This is a genomic window from Microbacterium sp. (assembly GCF_041909575.1).
Taxonomy (GTDB): Bacteria; Actinomycetota; Actinomycetes; order Actinomycetales; family Microbacteriaceae; genus Microbacterium.
The window spans coordinates 1-16,532 of the sequence record NZ_JAYRDE010000068.1 but is presented as its reverse complement, the minus strand read 5'-3'; the positions used below and the strand labels follow the sequence as shown (position 1 = coordinate 16,532).

At 70.2% G+C, this 16,532-nt stretch carries 16 protein-coding genes; 12 read left to right on the top strand and 4 right to left on the bottom strand.

Annotated features, from left to right (window positions below; all coding sequences use genetic code 11):
* The 8 genes from ACE3O1_RS10430 to ACE3O1_RS10395 all read left to right on the top strand — a co-directional run.
* Positions 1 to 591 (top strand): YebC/PmpR family DNA-binding transcriptional regulator (locus ACE3O1_RS10430; protein WP_374314969.1); only part of this gene is annotated, 591 nt, incomplete at its 5' end.
* Positions 592 to 646: 55 nt separating this feature from the next.
* Positions 647 to 1,222, top strand: a complete 576-nt coding sequence (ruvC, locus tag ACE3O1_RS10425; RefSeq protein WP_374314968.1) for a crossover junction endodeoxyribonuclease RuvC — start codon at positions 647 to 649, stop codon at positions 1,220 to 1,222.
* 46 nt (positions 1,223 to 1,268) lie between these two features.
* A complete protein-coding gene (ruvA, locus tag ACE3O1_RS10420; RefSeq protein ID WP_374314967.1) occupies positions 1,269 to 1,889 on the top strand; it encodes a Holliday junction branch migration protein RuvA in 621 nt (206 codons plus the stop codon).
* Complete coding sequence (gene ruvB, locus ACE3O1_RS10415; protein WP_374314966.1) at positions 1,882 to 2,910, top strand: Holliday junction branch migration DNA helicase RuvB; 1,029 nt, start codon at positions 1,882 to 1,884, stop codon at positions 2,908 to 2,910. The genes ruvA and ruvB overlap by 8 nt, the downstream gene beginning before the upstream one ends.
* An 83-nt stretch (positions 2,911 to 2,993) precedes the next feature.
* Positions 2,994 to 3,434 carry a preprotein translocase subunit YajC gene (gene yajC, locus ACE3O1_RS10410; protein ID WP_374314964.1) on the top strand — a complete coding sequence of 147 codons (441 nt, stop codon included), beginning with the start codon at positions 2,994 to 2,996 and terminating at the stop codon, positions 3,432 to 3,434.
* Between the two features lie 45 nt (positions 3,435 to 3,479).
* Positions 3,480 to 5,219 (top strand): protein translocase subunit SecD, encoded by a 1,740-nt coding sequence (gene secD / locus ACE3O1_RS10405; RefSeq protein WP_374314963.1) that lies wholly within the window; start codon positions 3,480 to 3,482, stop codon positions 5,217 to 5,219.
* Positions 5,219 to 6,208 carry a protein translocase subunit SecF gene (gene secF / locus ACE3O1_RS10400; protein WP_374314962.1) on the top strand — a complete coding sequence of 330 codons (990 nt, stop codon included), beginning with the start codon at positions 5,219 to 5,221 and terminating at the stop codon, positions 6,206 to 6,208. Before secD ends, secF begins: the two co-directional genes overlap by 1 nt.
* A 54-nt stretch (positions 6,209 to 6,262) precedes the next feature.
* Entirely contained in the window at positions 6,263 to 8,512 is a 2,250-nt protein-coding gene (locus tag ACE3O1_RS10395; RefSeq protein ID WP_374314961.1) for a bifunctional (p)ppGpp synthetase/guanosine-3',5'-bis(diphosphate) 3'-pyrophosphohydrolase, read from the top strand.
* Here ACE3O1_RS10395 and ACE3O1_RS10390 read toward each other — a convergent pair.
* The 3 genes from ACE3O1_RS10390 to ACE3O1_RS10380 all read right to left on the bottom strand — a co-directional run bounded on the left by ACE3O1_RS10390 (position 8,499) and on the right by ACE3O1_RS10380 (position 10,978).
* A complete protein-coding gene (locus tag ACE3O1_RS10390; RefSeq protein WP_374314959.1) occupies positions 8,499 to 9,056 on the bottom strand; it encodes a hypothetical protein in 558 nt (185 codons plus the stop codon). The genes ACE3O1_RS10395 and ACE3O1_RS10390 overlap by 14 nt on opposite strands.
* 92 nt (positions 9,057 to 9,148) lie before the next feature.
* A complete protein-coding gene (locus ACE3O1_RS10385) occupies positions 9,149 to 10,336 on the bottom strand; it encodes a DUF349 domain-containing protein (RefSeq protein WP_374314958.1) in 1,188 nt (395 codons plus the stop codon).
* Positions 10,337 to 10,675: 339 nt separating this feature from the next.
* Positions 10,676 to 10,978: a dioxygenase gene (locus tag ACE3O1_RS10380; RefSeq protein ID WP_374314957.1), complete on the bottom strand. Its 303-nt coding sequence runs from the start codon at positions 10,976 to 10,978 to the stop codon at positions 10,676 to 10,678.
* A gap of 115 nt (positions 10,979 to 11,093) precedes the next feature.
* Between ACE3O1_RS10380 and ACE3O1_RS10375 the strand changes: the two genes are divergently transcribed.
* Positions 11,094 to 12,419: a replication-associated recombination protein A gene (locus tag ACE3O1_RS10375; protein ID WP_374314956.1), complete on the top strand. Its 1,326-nt coding sequence runs from the start codon at positions 11,094 to 11,096 to the stop codon at positions 12,417 to 12,419.
* A 10-nt stretch (positions 12,420 to 12,429) separates the two neighbouring features.
* Here ACE3O1_RS10375 and ACE3O1_RS10370 read toward each other — a convergent pair whose 3' ends face one another.
* Positions 12,430 to 12,849 (bottom strand): hypothetical protein, encoded by a 420-nt coding sequence (locus ACE3O1_RS10370; RefSeq protein ID WP_374314970.1) that lies wholly within the window; start codon positions 12,847 to 12,849, stop codon positions 12,430 to 12,432.
* Between the two features lie 199 nt (positions 12,850 to 13,048).
* On the opposite strand from ACE3O1_RS10370, the gene rpsD reads away from it, so the two are divergent.
* From rpsD to alaS, 3 genes are all read left to right on the top strand, one after another.
* Positions 13,049 to 13,678, top strand: coding sequence for a 30S ribosomal protein S4 (rpsD, locus tag ACE3O1_RS10365; protein ID WP_374314955.1), 630 nt, complete (start codon positions 13,049 to 13,051; stop codon positions 13,676 to 13,678).
* A gap of 103 nt (positions 13,679 to 13,781) precedes the next feature.
* On the top strand, positions 13,782 to 14,066 hold the full coding sequence (locus ACE3O1_RS10360) for an ATPase (protein ID WP_374314954.1): 285 nt from the start codon (positions 13,782 to 13,784) through the stop codon (positions 14,064 to 14,066).
* Between the two features lie 62 nt (positions 14,067 to 14,128).
* A partial coding sequence (alaS, locus tag ACE3O1_RS10355) for an alanine--tRNA ligase (RefSeq protein ID WP_374314953.1) occupies positions 14,129 to 16,532 on the top strand: 2,404 nt, incomplete at its 3' end.

Genomic DNA, 16,532 nt, shown 5'->3' with positions numbered 1-16,532 from the left:
AAGAAGACCTCCGTCCCCAAGGACAACATCGACCGGGCCATCAAGCGCGGCGCCGGCATCGGCGGCGAGTCCGTCGAGTACTCCTCGATCACATACGAGGGCTACGGTCCCAACGGCGTCGCGCTCATGATCGAGTGCCTCACCGACAACAAGAACCGGGCCGCGGCAGAGGTGCGCACCGCACTCACGCGCAACGGCGGGACCCTGGCCGACCCCGGCAGCGTGGCGTACAACTTCACCCGCAAGGGCGTGATCGTCGTCTCGGGCGAAGGCACCAGCGAGGACGACGTCATGCTCGCCGTCCTCGAGGCCGGAGCCGAGGAGATCGAACCCCATGCACAGGGCTTCGAGGTCATCACCGAGGCGACCGACCTCGTCACGGTGCGATCCGCGCTGCAGGAGGCCGGCATCGAGTACGAGTCGGCCGACGTCGAGTTCGTGCCGAACCTCAAGGTCGAGATCGACGCCGAGACCGCCCGCAAGATCTTCCGGCTCATCGACGCCCTCGAGGACAGCGACGACGTGCAGAACGTCTTCAGCAACTTCGACCTGTCCGCCGAGGTCCAGGCCGAGCTCGAAGAGGACGAGTAGTCCGCACCCGGTGCGCCTCGGTGCCCGCGTCGACCGCCTCGCCTAGCGTGGGGGAGTGACCTCCCCTCGCGCGCGCTCCGGGCTCCGGGTGCTCGGCATCGACCCGGGCCTCACCCGGTGCGGCGTCGGGGTGGTGGATGTCGCGCCCGACCGCTCGGCACGGCTGGTCCATGTGGGCGTGATCCGGTCCGAGCCGGCGGCACCGATCGAGGAGCGCCTCGCGGTCATCGCCGCGGGACTCCGCGCGGTCGTGGACGCCCACGCCCCCGATGTGGTCGCCGTCGAGCGCGTGTTCGCGCAGCAGAACCGCCAGACGGTGATGGGCACCGCCCAGGCGAGCGGCATCGCGCTGCTCATCGCGGGGGAGCGGGGTCTTCCCGCAGCGACGCACACGCCGTCCGAGGTCAAGGCGGCGGTGACGGGGTACGGATCGGCCGACAAGCGTCAGGTGCAGACGATGGTCGCCCGCGTCCTGCGGCTCGACGCGCTGCCCCAGCCGGCGGATGCCGCCGACGCACTGGCGATCGCGCTGTGCCACGCCTGGCGCGGCGGAGCGCCGGTATCGGCATCCGCTCCGCTCACCCCGGCGCAGCAGGCGTGGCACGACGCCGAGCGACTGGCCCGGCGCTGAGCGTGTCGCTCGAACAAACGTCCGAAGGCGCCCGTAGGCTCGACATATGATCTCGTCAGTCCGCGGCACCGTCGTGCACCTCGAGCAGGACGCCCTCGTCGTCGAGGTCGGCGGAGTCGGGCTCTCCGTCGCCGTGACGCCCCAGGTCGCGCGCGGCGCGCACCTCGGCGAGTCGATCCTGCTCCACACGAACCTCATCGTCCGCGAGGACGCCCTGTCGCTGTTCGGCTTCGAGGAGCGCGAAGAGCTGGTGGTCTTCACCCAGCTGCTGAGCGTGACGGGCGTCGGGCCCAAGTCGGCGCTCGGCGTGCTGTCGACGCTCACCGTCGCCCAGATCGCCGACGCGGTCGGAGCCGATGACGACGGCCCGTTCCGCCGGGTGTCGGGCATCGGGCCGAAGACCGCGAAGCTGATCGTCGTGCAGCTCGCCGGCAAGATCGTCGCCTCGCGTCCGGCGACGCCCGGACGAGCGGATGCCTCGACCGCCGTTCCCGCGCAGGTCGTGCAGGCGCTGGTCGGACTGGGCTGGTCCGAGCGCGTCGCCGCGGAAGCCGTCGAGACGGTCGCCGCAGACGCCCCCGACGCCGATCGCGCGTCGGTGCCTGCGCTGCTGCGCCACACCCTCGCGCTCCTCGGTCCCGCGCGGAAGGAGCCCGTCGGTGGATGACGTGCGCGACGCCGCCGAGCCGGTCGACGAGACCGAACTGGCGATCGAGGGCGCGCTGCGTCCCACGTCGCTGGCCGAGTTCGTCGGTCAGCACAAGGTGCGCGGTCAGCTGCAGCTCCTCCTCGACGCCGCCCGCATCCAGCAGCGCCCGCCCGACCACATCCTGCTCTCTGGCCCGCCCGGGCTCGGCAAGACCACGCTGGCGATGATCGTGGCGCACGAGAGCGAGCGGCCGTTGCGGCTGTCCAGCGGCCCCGCAATCCAGCACGCCGGCGATCTCGCCGCGCTGCTGTCGAGCCTCACTCCGGGCGAGGTGCTCTTCATCGACGAGATCCACCGCATGGCCCGCTCGGCGGAGGAGATGCTCTACCTCGCGATGGAGGACTTCCGCATCGACATCATGGTCGGCAAGGGGGCCGGAGCCACGAGCATCCCGCTCGACCTCGCGCCGTTCACCCTCGTCGGCGCCACGACGAGGTCGGGGCTCCTCCCCAACCCGCTGCGCGACCGCTTCGGCTTCACCGCGCACCTGGAGTACTACGAGCCCGAGGAGCTCGAGCGCGTGATCGAGCGATCGGCGGCGATGCTCGGTGTGGCGGTCCCGCCCGCTGCCCGGGCCGAGATCGCGCGGCGCTCGCGCGGCACGCCGCGCATCGCGAACCGGCTCCTGCGCCGCGTGCGCGACTATCTCGTCGTCTACGGCGACGGCCGCGACGCCGACACGGCCCTCGTGGATGCCGCGCTCGACCTCTACGACGTCGACTCGATCGGCCTCGACCGCCTCGACCGCGCCGTCCTCGACGCGGTGGTGCGGCGCTTCCGCGGCGGACCCGTCGGACTCGGCACGCTGGCGGTCGCGGTGGGCGAGGAGGCCGAGACCATCGAGTCGGTCGTCGAGCCCTACCTCGTGCGCATCGGCTTCCTGGGCAGGACGCCCCGCGGACGCGTCGCGACGCCCGAGGCTTACGCCCACCTGGGCGCACGTCCGGCCGAATCGGTGCTGGACTTCGATGACCTATAATCGCTGGAGGCTTTCGCCCGCCCCTCCTCTCACAGGCAGTGCCGCCCTGGCGCGCGCCTGACCCGAAAGGTCACCTCACCTTCATGAACGAGTTCTTCACCAACTACGGCCTGATCATCCTGCTGGTCGTGCTCCTGATCTTCATGTTCTGGAGCTCCCGCCGCCGGATGGCCAAGCAGAAGCTCGAGCAGGAGCAGCGCGCGCGCCAGACCGTGCCCGGTGCCGAGGTGCTGCTGCAGGGCGGGCTCTACGGCACGATCGTCTCCTACGACCCCGAGAACCTCGACCAGCCCGCGATCGTCGAGATCGCTCCCGGCGTCGACATCAAGGTCCACAGCCAGGCGATCCTTCGCATCGTCGAGCCCACCGCCGACGTTCAGACCGAGGACGACTTCCTCCCCGAGGCATCCGCTCCCGTCGTGGCCCCCGTCGACGACCTCGCCGACGAGACGCGCGTGGCGGCCGACGACAAGACGGACGCCACCGACCCGGACGCCGAGCCCGGCACCAAGCCCCAGGCCTGATCCCACCGGCGGCCCGTTCGGGCTTCCTTCCAGAAAGCGGAATCCGTGGCGACATCCACTCCCGTCCGGCATGCGTGGCGCGCGCTCACCGGTCTCCTCGTGATCACGGCCCTGCTGGCCGGCATCAACGCGCTCGGCGTCTACGTCTTCCAGCAGAGCTCCTGGACGCCCGCGCTGGCGCTCGATCTCCAGGGCGGCACGCAGATCGTGCTCGAGGCGCAGACCGAGGACGGCGCCGCTCCCTCCGAGGAGCAGATGAACCAGGCCGTGACGATCATCCGGCAGCGCGTCGACGCATCGGGTGTCGGCGAGGCCGACGTCACCACGCAGGGCGGCAACCAGATCGTCGTGCAGATTCCCGGTCAGGCCGACGAGGAGACCCGCAACCGCATCGAGGCTTCGGCCCAGCTGCAGCTGCGCGCCGTGCTCTACTCGTCGGCGCCGGTGACCTCGTTCGTCGGCGAGGACGGCAACGAGACGCCGTACCCGACGCCGGATCCCACCCTCGAGGCGACCCCGACGGCCGAGCCCACCAACGGCAGCGACCCGTCGTGGATCACCCCGAAGCTCCAGGCGGAGTTCCTCGCCTACGACTGCGCGAACCCGACGAACGACCCCGCGAACGCGCCGGGCGACGAGCCGCTCATCACCTGCGACCCCGACGGCACGCAGAAGTACATCCTCGGGCCGGTGGAGCTCGACGGATCGTCGATCGACGACGCCACATTCGGCCTGCAGCAGCAGAACGGCCTGTGGGCCGTCAACCTCCGCTTCGACGACGAGGGCACGCAGGTCTTCGGCGAGATCAGCCAGCGCCTCTACGGCGCGGAGCCGCCGCTCGACCAGTTCGCGTTCGTGCTGGACGGTTACGTGCTGTCGGCCCCGTCGATGAACGCTGTGATCCTCGGCGGCGACCCGAGCATCACCGGCAGCTTCACGCAGGAGACCGCCAAGGTGCTCGCCGACCAGCTGAAGTACGGCGCCCTGCCGCTGTCCTTCACGGTCGAGAGCTCCAACTCGATCTCCGCCACGCTCGGGTCGCAGCAGCTCCAGATCGGCCTCATCGCAGGCCTCATCGGTCTCGCCCTCGTCGCGATCTACTCGCTCATCGTCTACCGCGCCCTGGGCTTCGTCATCATCGCGTCGCTCGTCGTGATGGCGGTGCTGACCTACCTCACGCTGTGCATCCTGGCGTGGCGCATGGGCTTCCGCCTGTCGCTGGCCGGTGTCGCGGGCCTGATCGTGACGATCGGCTTCACCGCCGACTCGTTCATCGTCTACTTCGAACGCATCCGAGACGAGCTGCGCGACGGCAAGTCCATCACCAGCGCGGTCGAAGACGGCTGGGATCGAGCGAAGCGCACGATCTACATCTCGAAGTCGATCAACATCCTCGCCGCCGTGGTGCTCTACATCCTCGCCGACGCGACCGTGAAGGGCTTCGCGTTCACGCTGGGCCTCACCACCGCGATCGACGTCCTGATCTTCATCCTCTTCACGCACCCTGTCATGCAGCTCCTCGCCCGCACGCGGTTCTTCGGCAGCGGACACCCGCTCTCAGGCCTCGACCCCACGGCGCTCGGCGCCGTGTACCGCGGTCGCGCGCAGTTCCGCGAGCCGGTGGCGGCGACGGCGACCACCGCAGCGGGCCGTCGTGCGGTGAAGTCGCGCGGAGAGGCCGAGCGCCGCCAGACCATCGCCGAGCGCAAGCAGGCGGAGCTCGCGGCCGCTGCCAAGGGCGGCACGTCGAAACCCGGCACGTCCGGCAAGGAGGGAGACGACTGATGCGCTCCATGAGTCAGCTCGGAAACGACCTCTACACCGGCAAGACCTCGTTCCCCTTCGTCGGGCGTCGTCGGCTGTGGTTCCTCATCGCGGCGATCCTCGTGGTGGGGTCGGCCCTGGTGCCCCTCTTCCGCCCCATCCAGTTCTCGATCGAGTTCACCGGCGGATCGCAGTTCACGGTCAACAGCGTGACGACCACCGACCAGGAGATCGCCACCGAGGCGGTGCAGTCGGTCGTTCCCGACGCGACGACGAAGGTCGTCACGATCGGCGAGGACGCGGTCCGCGTGCAGACCGACCAGATGACGGATGCCGAGAGCCGCGAGGTCTCGGCGGCGCTGGCCGAGGCATACGGCGTCCCCGCCAGCGAGGTCAGCTACTCGTTCATCGGCCCCAGCTGGGGAGCCGACGTCACACGCCAGTCCCTGTGGGGCCTCGCGATCTTCCTGGCGCTGACCTTCCTGATCCTGGCGCTGTACTTCCGCACGTGGAAGATGTCGGTGTCGGCGATCATCGGCCTGGTCGACGTGCTCGTCATCACGATCGGCGTGTACGCCCTGTTCGGGTTCGAGATCTCGCCCGCCGCCGTCATCGGCTTCCTGACGATCCTCTCGTACGCCCTGTACGACACGACGGTCGTGTTCGACAAGATCAGGGAGAACACGAGCGAGGACGGCGAGGTCTCGGGTCGGACGTTCGGCGAATCGGTGAACCTCGCGGTGAACCAGACGCTCGTGCGGTCGATCAACACGACCGTCGTCGCGATCCTGCCGACGGGCGCGATCCTGTTCATCGGCCTCCTCTGGACGGGCGCGCAGACGCTCACCGACCTGTCGCTGTCGATCTTCGTGGGAACGATCGTGGCCGCTTACTCGACGATCTTCGTCGCGGCGCCGCTGTACTCGCTCCTGCGCGAGAACGAGCCGGGGATCAAGGCGCGCGACGAGCGCGTGCTCGCCGCGCGCGAGCTGGCGGGCACCCCGGCCTGAGGCCGTCCGGCGCGGGCGTAGGATTGTGAGGTCCAGCGGAGGGGAGGGCATCGGGTGACCGAGACCGTCCCTCCCGCCCAGACATCGTCGCTGCGGCGGCTCGTCCCGCGGATCTTCTCGCGGTCAGCGCGGCGCGACGACGTCGAGCAGCTCCTGCGGACGGTGCGCACGCACCACCCCAAGGGTGACCTGTCGATCATCGAGCGCGCCTACGCGGTGGCCGACGGCGCTCACGCCGGTCAGACGCGCCAGAGCGGCGAGCCGTACATCACGCACCCGCTCGCCGTCGCCCAGATCCTCGCCGATCTCGGGCTCGGCCCCAAGGCGATCGCGGCGGCACTGCTGCACGACACCGTCGAGGACACCGGCTACGGCCTCGACACGCTGACGGCCGAGTTCGGCGACGAGGTCGCGATGCTCGTCGACGGCGTGACGAAGCTCGACAAGGTCAAGTACGGCGAGAGCGCCCAGGCCGAGACCGTCCGCAAGATGATCGTGGCGATGTCGCGCGACATCCGCGTCCTGCTCATCAAGCTCGCCGACCGTCTGCACAACGCCCGCACATGGGGGTTCGTCCCGCCGGAGAAGGCGCGCAAGAAGGCGACCGAGACGCTCGAGATCTACGCGCCGCTCGCCCACCGCCTCGGCATCCAGGCGATCAAGTCGGAGCTCGAGGACCTCTCGTTCGCCGTGCTGCACCCCAAGCTCTACGTCGAGATCGAGAGCCTCGTCAAGCAGCGCACGCCCCAGCGCGAACAGTACGTGCAGAGCGTGATCGAGGCCGTCGACACCGACCTCCGTGAGCTGCGCATCCGCGGACGCGTGATGGGGCGCCCCAAGCAGCTGTACTCCGTGTACCAGAAGATGGTCGTGCGCGGCCGTGAGTTCGACGACATCTACGACCTCATCGGCATCCGCATCCTGGTGGGCAGCGTGCGCGACTGCTACGCCGTGCTCGGTGCCATCCACGCGCGCTGGACCCCGCTGCCGGGCCGCTTCAAGGACTACATCGCGACGCCGAAGTTCAACCTGTACCAGTCGCTGCACACGACCGTCATCGGGCCCGGCGGGCGCACGGTCGAGATCCAGATCCGCACCAACGAGATGCACCAGCAGGCCGAGTACGGCGTCGCGGCGCACTGGAAGTACAAGGAGCGGATGAACGGCGGCAAGACCGACGCCAAGTCGGTCGACACCGACATGGCGTGGCTGGCGCACATCTCGGACTGGCAGGCCGAGACGGCCGACCCAGGGGAGTTCCTCGACTCGCTCCGCTTCGAGATCGGCGCCAAGGAGGTCTACGTCTTCACGCCCAAGGGGCGTGTGATCGGTCTCCCTTCCGGCGCGACCCCCGTCGACTTCGCCTACGCGGTCCACACCGAGGTCGGCCACCGCACCATGGGGGCGAAGGTCAACGGTCGCCTCGTCCCTCTGGAGACCGAGCTCACGAGCGGCGACGTCGTCGAGGTCTTCACCTCGAAGAATCCGGATGCCGGACCCAGCCAGGACTGGCTCGGGTTCGTGCGCAGCACGCGCGCACGCAACAAGATCCGCGGCTGGTTCACCAAGGAGCGCCGCGAAGAGGCCATCGAGCAGGGCAAGGAGGCCATCGCCCGCGCGATGCGCCGGCAGAACCTGCCGCTGCAGCGCCTGATGAGCCAGGACTCGTTCACCGAGGTGGCCCACCAGCTGCGGTACGAGGACGTCTCCGCGCTCTACGCCGCCGTCGGCGAGGGCCACGTCTCGACGCAGTCCGTGATCGAGAAGGTCACAGCCCTCGTCAGCGCGAGCGACACGAGCACAGGACCGATCGAGCTGCCGGGCGTCGGCCGTCCGCGGCAGCCTCGCAACGGCGACTCCGGCGTGCTGGTGCGGGGTGCCCCCGACATCCTCGTCAAGCTCGCCAAGTGCTGCACGCCGGTGCCCGGCGACCAGATCATGGGATTCGTCACGCGCGGCAGCGGCGTCTCCGTGCACCGCGCGGACTGCACGAACGTGAAGTCCCTCATGTCCGATCCCGAGCGGCTGATCGAGGTGGAGTGGGCGCCGACGACCAAGAGCGTGTTCCTCGTCCAGATCCAGGTCGAGGCGCTGGACCGCTCGGGCCTGCTGAGCGACGTCACGCGCGTGCTCAGCGAGCACCACGTCAACATCCTGTCGGCATCGGTGTCCACCTCCCGCGACCGGCTGGCGCTGAGTCGCTTCGTGTTCGAGATGGGCGACATCGTGCACCTCGACCGTGTGCTCAACGCCGTCCGCCGCATCGACGCGGTCTACGACGTGTACCGCGTCACGTCGTCCTGACCGCCGCCTGCGCCGCCGCGACGCCGCGGAGGAGCGACACCGCCTTGCGCTTGTGCGGAAGCACGCCCGCCTCGAGTCTCGCGATCGCCGCGGCCACGATCCCCGCGTCGTCGTCCGCGAGCAGCCGGGCCGCGCGGGCATGGGCGTCGTCGCCGATCCGCGCCAGATCGACGACGGTGCGCAGACGGGTGGTCACGCGGACGCCGCCGATCAGCTCGAGGTCGTCGTGGTCGACGGCCAGGTCGCGATAGACCAGCGTCCGGGACGGCGCGCGGTGCAGGCGCTTCGCCACGGCCCGTTGCACGGTGTGCCGTGCAGGCGGGTCGGGGAGTGCGCCGTGGATCCAGGCGGCGGTCAGGTGCGTGGCGGCGAGGGAGTCGCCGAGGAGCGCGGCGAGCGACCCCGCACGCAGTGCGCGCGTCTCGACGGCGTCCGCCGGGATGTAGGCCTCGCCGAGCTCGACGACGTCACCGTCGAGCCGTGCAGCGGTCAGCTCGGCGAGAGAGAGCCGCTCGCCGACGTGGTACAGGAACGGAGACGCCATGACGGCAGTCTCGCGCAGCCCGGACCCGGGTCAGTACCCGTCGGCCGGTTCTGTGGAGAATCGGCCGGTCTGCGCGGTGACGCGGCCGGGCGTCAGCCGCCGAGTGCCTTCAGCCACGACTTCCGCGCCTCGAGGGCCTCCGTCGCGTTCGCGATCGCCTTCTTGTCGCCGGACTTCTCGGCGGCGGCGAGCTCGTCCTGGAGCTTGTCGATCGCGTCCGTGAGCTGGCGCGTCATATCGTTGGCACGCGCCTTGGTCTCGGGGTTGTTGCGCTTCCAGTCCGACTCCTCGCGCGTGCGCAGCGCCTGCTCGATCTTGCGCAGGTCGTCGTCCAGGCCGCGCTCGGCCTCGCGCGGGAAGATGCGGCCGATGTCATCCCACTGACGCTGGATGCCGGTGAGGAGCGTGCGTGCCTTGCCGAGGTCGCGCTCGTCTGCGACCGCCCTCGCCTCCTCCAGGAGCGCGCGCTTGGCCTCGATCTTCTCGCGCGACGCCTCGGCATCGGCCGCCTCGCGCTCGACGCGCGCCGAGTAGAGCGCGTCACCGGCCGCCTTGAAGCGGGACCACAGGGCGTCGTCGACCTTCTTGCCGGCGCGGCCCGCGGTCTTCCACTGGTCGAGCAGCTCCCGGTAGGCGGGGATGCCGTCCTCGCCCTTGGGTGCGAGCGCCTCCGCCTTCTCGACGAGCTTGGTCTTGCGCTCGCGTACGCCCTTGTGTGCCTCGTCGAGCTCGGCGTAGAACTCGCGACGGTGCTTGTCGACGGTGGCGCGGGCGTCGCGGAAGCGCTTCCAGAGCGCCTGAGCCGCGGACTTCGGAAGGCGCGGGCCGTGCTGCTGCTGCGACTGCCACTGCTCGAAGAGGTCGTTGAGCTCGGCGGTGGCCTGCTTCCACTGCACCGACCGTGGGTCGCGGGCCGCGAGGGCCTCGGCCTTCTCGACCACCTCGGTGCGTGCGCGCACCGCGTCGTCGACGGCCTCGCGCGCGGCGGCGGCCTCGGTCTCGGACGCGGCGGCCAGCGTCTCGGTCAGCGCGGCGACGCGCGCCTCGAGCCCTGCGAGATCGCCGACGGCGGCGGCGCCGTCGAGCTTCGCGGACACGGCGCGGGCGGCGCTGCGCAGGTCGGACGCCGAGGCTCCGCCGCGACGGTGACGCACCTCGAGCAGAGTGACCTCGCTCGCCAGATCGGCGTACTTCCGCTCGAAGTAGGCCAGTGCCTCCTCGGGCGATCCATCGGGGAACTGCCCGACGACACGCCAGCCGGCGGCCTCGCGAACCGACACGGTACCGTCGTCCTCGACGCGCCCCCACGGCTCCGTGGATCCCGACGCAGCGGGTGCGGGCTTCGTGCCTGCGGGCTTCCGGGGAACGGGGGCCGGGACGACAGGAGCAGCCGGAGCGGCCTCGGATGGCGTGGGCTCAGTGGTTACGGGCTCAGTGGCTACGGGCTCCGTGGGCACTGGCTCGGCCGATTCGGCCTGCGCACCGGTGGACGGGGGAGTGGACTCTGCTGCGGAAGTCACGGGATGCACCTCATCGCGGCATACACCGCCTGTGGGGGATGGACGGCCCCAGCCTAGTACGGCCGGAGGGTTCCGATCAGACTGCGGGCGGGCCCTCCGCTACGGCGTGGGGGTCGGGCTCGGCGTGGTCGTGGAGGTGGGCGCCGGGGTGGAGGTGACGGTAGGCGTCGGCGTCATGCCGGTCGTCGTCGGGGCGGGCACGGGCGCTCCGGGACCGGTGACGAAGTACGCGGTCTGCGCTCCGACGACGCCGAGGATCAGCAGGCCGCCGGCGATGCCCGCGACGAGGTTGTCGCGCGTGCGGCGACGGGCCTGACCGCTGTGGAACTCCTGCCGCGCCTGATAGAGGCGCGCGCGCTCACGAGACTCACGCGAGCCGCGGTCCTTGCCACCGTTCGCCACGGGACCTCCTCCGATCCGGGTCGACGCCCGGGCCGGGTTGATCCTACGGGTGACTCCCGCCCGCGGCAAAAGCACGCAGGCGCCCGGCGTCGCAGGGGCGCATTAGCCTGGTCGGGTGACTTCTCCGACTGCGCTCTTCCAGGGGCAGACACCCCTGGCGGTCCGCATGCGGCCGACATCGCTGGACGAGGTCGCCGGTCAGGGGCATCTCCTGCGTCCGGGGTCGCCGCTCGTCACGCTCGCCACTGCGGATGCCGCGGCCCGCGCGGCGTCGTCGGTGATCCTGTGGGGTCCGCCTGGCACCGGCAAGACGACGCTCGCCCAGGCGATCGCGCGGTCGTCCGGCCGCCGGTTCGTCGAGCTCTCCGCCGTGACCGCCGGAGTCCGCGACGTGCGGGAGGTCATGCAGGAGGCGCTCACGCAGCGCGATCTCTACGACCAGTCGACGATCCTGTTCCTCGACGAGATCCATCGCTTCACCAAGGCGCAGCAGGATGCGCTGCTTCCCGGCGTCGAGAACGGATGGGTCGTGCTCATCGCGGCGACGACCGAGAATCCGTCCTTCTCGATCATCTCGCCGCTCCTCTCACGGTCGCTCCTGCTCACGCTCAAGCCGCTCAGCGACGACGACCTGCGCACGCTCATCGACCGGGCCGTCGCAGATCCACGCGGGCTCGCGGCATCCGTCGTCCTGGGCGACGACGCGCGCGACGCGCTGGTCCGACTCTCATCCGGGGATGCGCGCCGGGCGCTGACGGCGCTCGAAGCGGCCGCCTCGCTCGCCGAGCCCGGCGACGACGAGTCGCCGTCGATCACCGCCGAGCACGTCGCGCAGGCCGTGGACCGGGCCCTGCTGCGCTACGACCGCCAGGGCGACGAGCACTACGACGTGATCAGCGCGTTCATCAAGTCGATCCGCGGCTCCGACGTCGACGCCGCGATCCACTACCTCGCCCGGATGATCGAGGCGGGCGAGGACCCGAGGTTCATCGCACGGCGCCTCATCATCTCGGCGGCCGAGGACATCGGGCTGGCCGATCCGCATGCGCTCCCGCTGGCCGTGGCCGCAGCCGACGCGGTGCAGCTCATCGGCATGCCCGAGGGGCGCATCCCGCTCGCCGAGGCGACGGCGTACCTCGCCACGACCGCCAAGTCCAACGCCGCCTACCTCGCGATCGATGCCGCTATCGCCGACGTGCGAGCCGGCGGCTTCGGCCGGGTGCCCGTCCATCTGCGCGACGCGCACTATCCGGGTGCGAGGCGCCTCGGGCACGGCAAGGGGTACGTCTACCCTCACGACTCCGAGGTCGGCGTCTCGCCACAGCAGTATCTCCCCGACGAGCTTCGAGGCCGCCGCTATTACGAGCCGAAGGCGCTGGGCGCCGAGCGCGACGTGCAGGCGCGGCTCGAGCGGATCCGCCGCATCCTCGACGGCCGCTGACCCGTCCTGCTCACGCAGAGGCGGCCGTGGTCGCGGCCGGCGCGCGCCGCACCGGCATGTGCGTCACCGCCACGACGACGGCCGCGATGAGCGCGACCGCGCTGACGAGATACAGCACCTTCCCCCAGGGTGCGTAGTCCGCGCCGCTGATCCCATAGGTGTCGGCGAGGGACATCCCGGGCCCGAACGAGGCGGCGAAGAAGGCCGGCGCACCGAAGACGAGCATCAGCAGGTAGAAGAGCGTCGCGGCAGTCCCTGAGGCATCCGGCCGGAAGGCCATGAGCGCGAACACCAGGATCGCCAGCGCCACCCCCGTGCCGAGGATGACCAGCGTCACCGCGGTGCCGGGTGCCTCGGCGAGCACCGCATGGGCGATGACGAGGACGCAGCCGAGGGCGGAGATCACCGGGACCGAGGCGCGTCGCTTCATCACGGCTCCAGCATGGCGCACGTCTCCGGGCCGCGTCGCCCCGTCTGTTAGACTTGACCTGCTCGAAACCGAGTTTTCGGGCATCCCCACCTCCTTTCACAACCTCCGGGTCGCCCCGACGTGCGTCCCGGAAGGCAGGATCCGGGGATACGTCCGCGGGCCGTGATCGACACGGCCGCGTCATCGAAAGGAACACTTCGTGGCTACGAAGTCCCAGGACCGCCGCAAGGTCCGCCTCTCCCGCGCCCTCGGCGTGGCCCTCACCCCGAAGGCCGCCAAGTACCTCGAGAAGCGCCCCTACGCGCCCGGCGAGCACGGCCGCACCAAGCGCAAGCAGGACAGCGACTTCGCCGTCCGTCTGCGCGAGAAGCAGCGCCTTCGCGAGCAGTACGGCATCCGTGAGAAGCAGCTCCGCATCCAGTTCAACGAGGCCCGCCGCACCCAGGGCCTGACCGGTGAGAACCTGGTCGAGCAGCTCGAGATGCGTCTGGACGCCCTCGTGCTCCGTGCCGGCTTCGCCCGCACCACGGCGCAGGCCCGTCAGATGGTCGTGCACCGTCACATCCTCGTCGACGGCCAGCTCGTCGACCGCCCGTCGTTCCGCGTGAAGCCGGGCCAGCTCATCCACGTCAAGGCCAAGTCGGAGGGCACCGAGCCCTTCCAGGTCGCAGCCGCCGGCGGTCACGCCGACGTCCTGCCCCCCGTCCCGGCCTACCTCGAGGTCGAGCTCGACAAGCTGCAGGCCCGCCTCGTGCGTCGCCCGAAGCGCGCCGAGGTCCCCGTGGTCTGCGACGTCCAGCTCGTCGTGGAGTACTACGCCGCGCGTTGACACCCGCGTACACGAGGGGCGTCGGGTTATCCCGGCGCCCCTCATCGTTTCCGCCTACGATGGAGGGATGCCGCGCCCGGCGGCTCCGCGAGGAAGTGGTGACATGAAGAACGTGCTGTGGTTCCTGGTCGGCATCGCCGGCGGGTTCGTCGTCGCACACCTCATGAACAAGGATCCGCGCGGTCACGAGATCCTCGCCGAGGTCGACGCCCGGATCACGGAGTTCACCGACCGGATCGGCGACGCATACCGCGAGCAGGAGGCCCGCATGTCGGGGCTCGTCGACGACGTGAAGGATGCCGCCGCCGACGCCGTGGAGAGCGCGCGGGCCGCAGCATCCGATGCCGTCGACACCGCGGCTGACGCGGCCAAGAAGCTCACCGACTGACCAGCGATCCGCTCGACCCCGCGACGGGGGAGTGGACCGCGCCATCTTTGCGAGGACCCCGAATGAAGACCGCCGAGATCGCCCAGCGCTTCCTCGACTACTTCGAGAAGAACGGCCACACGATCGTCCCGTCCGCCTCACTGGTGACCGACGACCCTGCCCTGCTGTTCACCGTGGCCGGCATGGTGCCGTTCATCCCGTATCTGTCGGGCGACGTTCCCGCCCCCTACGCGCGCGCCGCGGACAACCAGAAGTGCATTCGCACCAACGACATCGAAGAGGTCGGCAAGACCCCGCGTCACGGCACCTTCTTCCAGATGCTCGGCAACTGGTCGTTCGGCGACTACTTCAAGGAGGGGGCGATCCGCTACGCGTGGGAGCTGCTCACCTCTCCTGAGGCGGATGGCGGACTCGAGTTCGACCCGAAGGACCTGTGGGTCACCGTCTACGAAGAGGATGATGAGGCGCACGACCTGTGGCGCCGCCTCACCGACCTGCCGGAGGAGCGCATCCAGCGCCTCGGCAAGGACACGAACTACTGGAGCACCGGACTCCCCGGGCCTGCGGGTCCCTGCTCCGAGATCTTCTTCGACCGCGGACCCGACTACGGCATCGACGGCGGCCCCGCCACCGACGACGACCGCTATGTCGAGATCTGGAACCTCGTGTTCATGCAGTACGAGATCACGAACGTGCAGTCGAAGTACGACTTCGACATCGTCGGCGAGCTTCCGGCCAAGAACATCGACACCGGCATGGGCCTGGAGCGCATCGCGTTCATCAAGCAGGGCGTCGACAACATGTACGAGACCGACCAGGTGCGTCCGGTGCTCGACAAGGCCGTCGAGCTGTCGGGACGCACCTACGGCGCGGACCACGAGGACGACGTGCGCTTCCGCGTCGTGGCCGACCACGTGCGCTCGTCGCTGATGCTGATGGTGGACGGCGTGACGCCGTCGAACGACGGCCGCGGCTACATCCTGCGCCGCCTCATGCGCCGCGCCATCCGCTCGATGCGCCTGCTGGGCGTGGACGGCCCCACGTTCGCCGACCTGTTCGCCGCATCGCGCGACGCGATGAAGGATGCCTACCCCGAGGTCGAGGCGGACTACCCGCGCATCTCGCAGTACGCGCTGGCGGAGGAGGCGACCTTCCTGCGCACGCTCGCGGCGGGCGAGTCGATCCTGGACGACTCGCTCGTGCAGACCAAGGCCGCCGGCGGCACCACGATCGCCGGCTCCGAGGCGTTCCTGCTCCACGACACCTACGGCTTCCCGATCGACCTCACCCTCGAGATCGCCGAGGAGGCAGGGCTCACCGTCGACCGCGGCGCGTTCGACACGCTCATGCAGGAGCAGCGCGCCCGCGCGAAGGCCGACGCCCGCTCGCGCAAGCGCCAGCTCGCCGACACCAGCGTCTATCGCGACTTCCGTGCGGCGGGGGAGACGACGTTCACCGGCTACACCGACCTCGAGACGGAGTCGTCGGTCCTCGGGATCCTCGTGGACGGGCACGCGGTCGACCGCGCTTCGGCGGGACAGATCGCCGAGGTGATCCTCGCCGAGACGGCACTGTACGCCGAGTCCGGCGGCCAGGTCGCCGACAAGGGCGTCATCGTCGGCCCGGGCTACGAGCTCGAGGTCCTCGACGTGCAGAAGCCCGTCGCGGGGCTCATCAGCCACACCGTGGAGGTGACCACGGGCGAGGTGGGAGTCGGACAGCCTGCGACGACGATCGTGGACGCCGCGAACCGTCGCGCTGCACGCCAGGCTCATTCCGCGACCCACCTCGTGCACGCCGCCCTGCGCGACACGCTCGGAAAGAGCGCCACGCAGGCCGGCTCGCTCAACCGCGCCGGCTACATGCGGTTCGACTTCACGTGGGGCCAGTCCCTGTCGGATGCCACGAAGAGCGAGATCGAGGAGATCGCCAACAACGCCGTGCGCGACAACCTCGAGGTCACCACGCGCGTCCTGGCGCTGGACGAGGCGAAGTCGCTCGGCGCGATGGCGCTGTTCGGCGAGAAGTACGGCGACACCGTGCGCATGGTCGACATCGGCGGCCCGTGGTCGCGCGAGCTGTGCGCGGGCACGCACGTGAGTGCGAGCGCCGAGATCGGCCTCATCAATCTCGTCGGCGAGTCGTCGGTGGGCGCGTCCAACCGTCGTGTGGAGGCCCTCGTGGGTCTCGACGCGTTCCGGTCGCTCGCGGCCGAGCGCGCGATCGTGTCGCAGCTCACCTCGAGCCTCAAGACCCCGCGAGACCAGCTCCCCACGCGCATCGCAGAGCTCACCGCGAGCCTCAAGGCGGCGGAGAAGAAGATCGCCGCGTTCGAGGCGAAGGCGCTGGGCGACCGCGCGCCGGCGCTCGTCGCGGGTGCTGCGCGGGTCGGTGCACACCTCGTGGTCGCGGAGTCGCTGGGCAGCGCCGGCTCCGCGGACGACGTCCGCACGCTGGCGCTGCAGG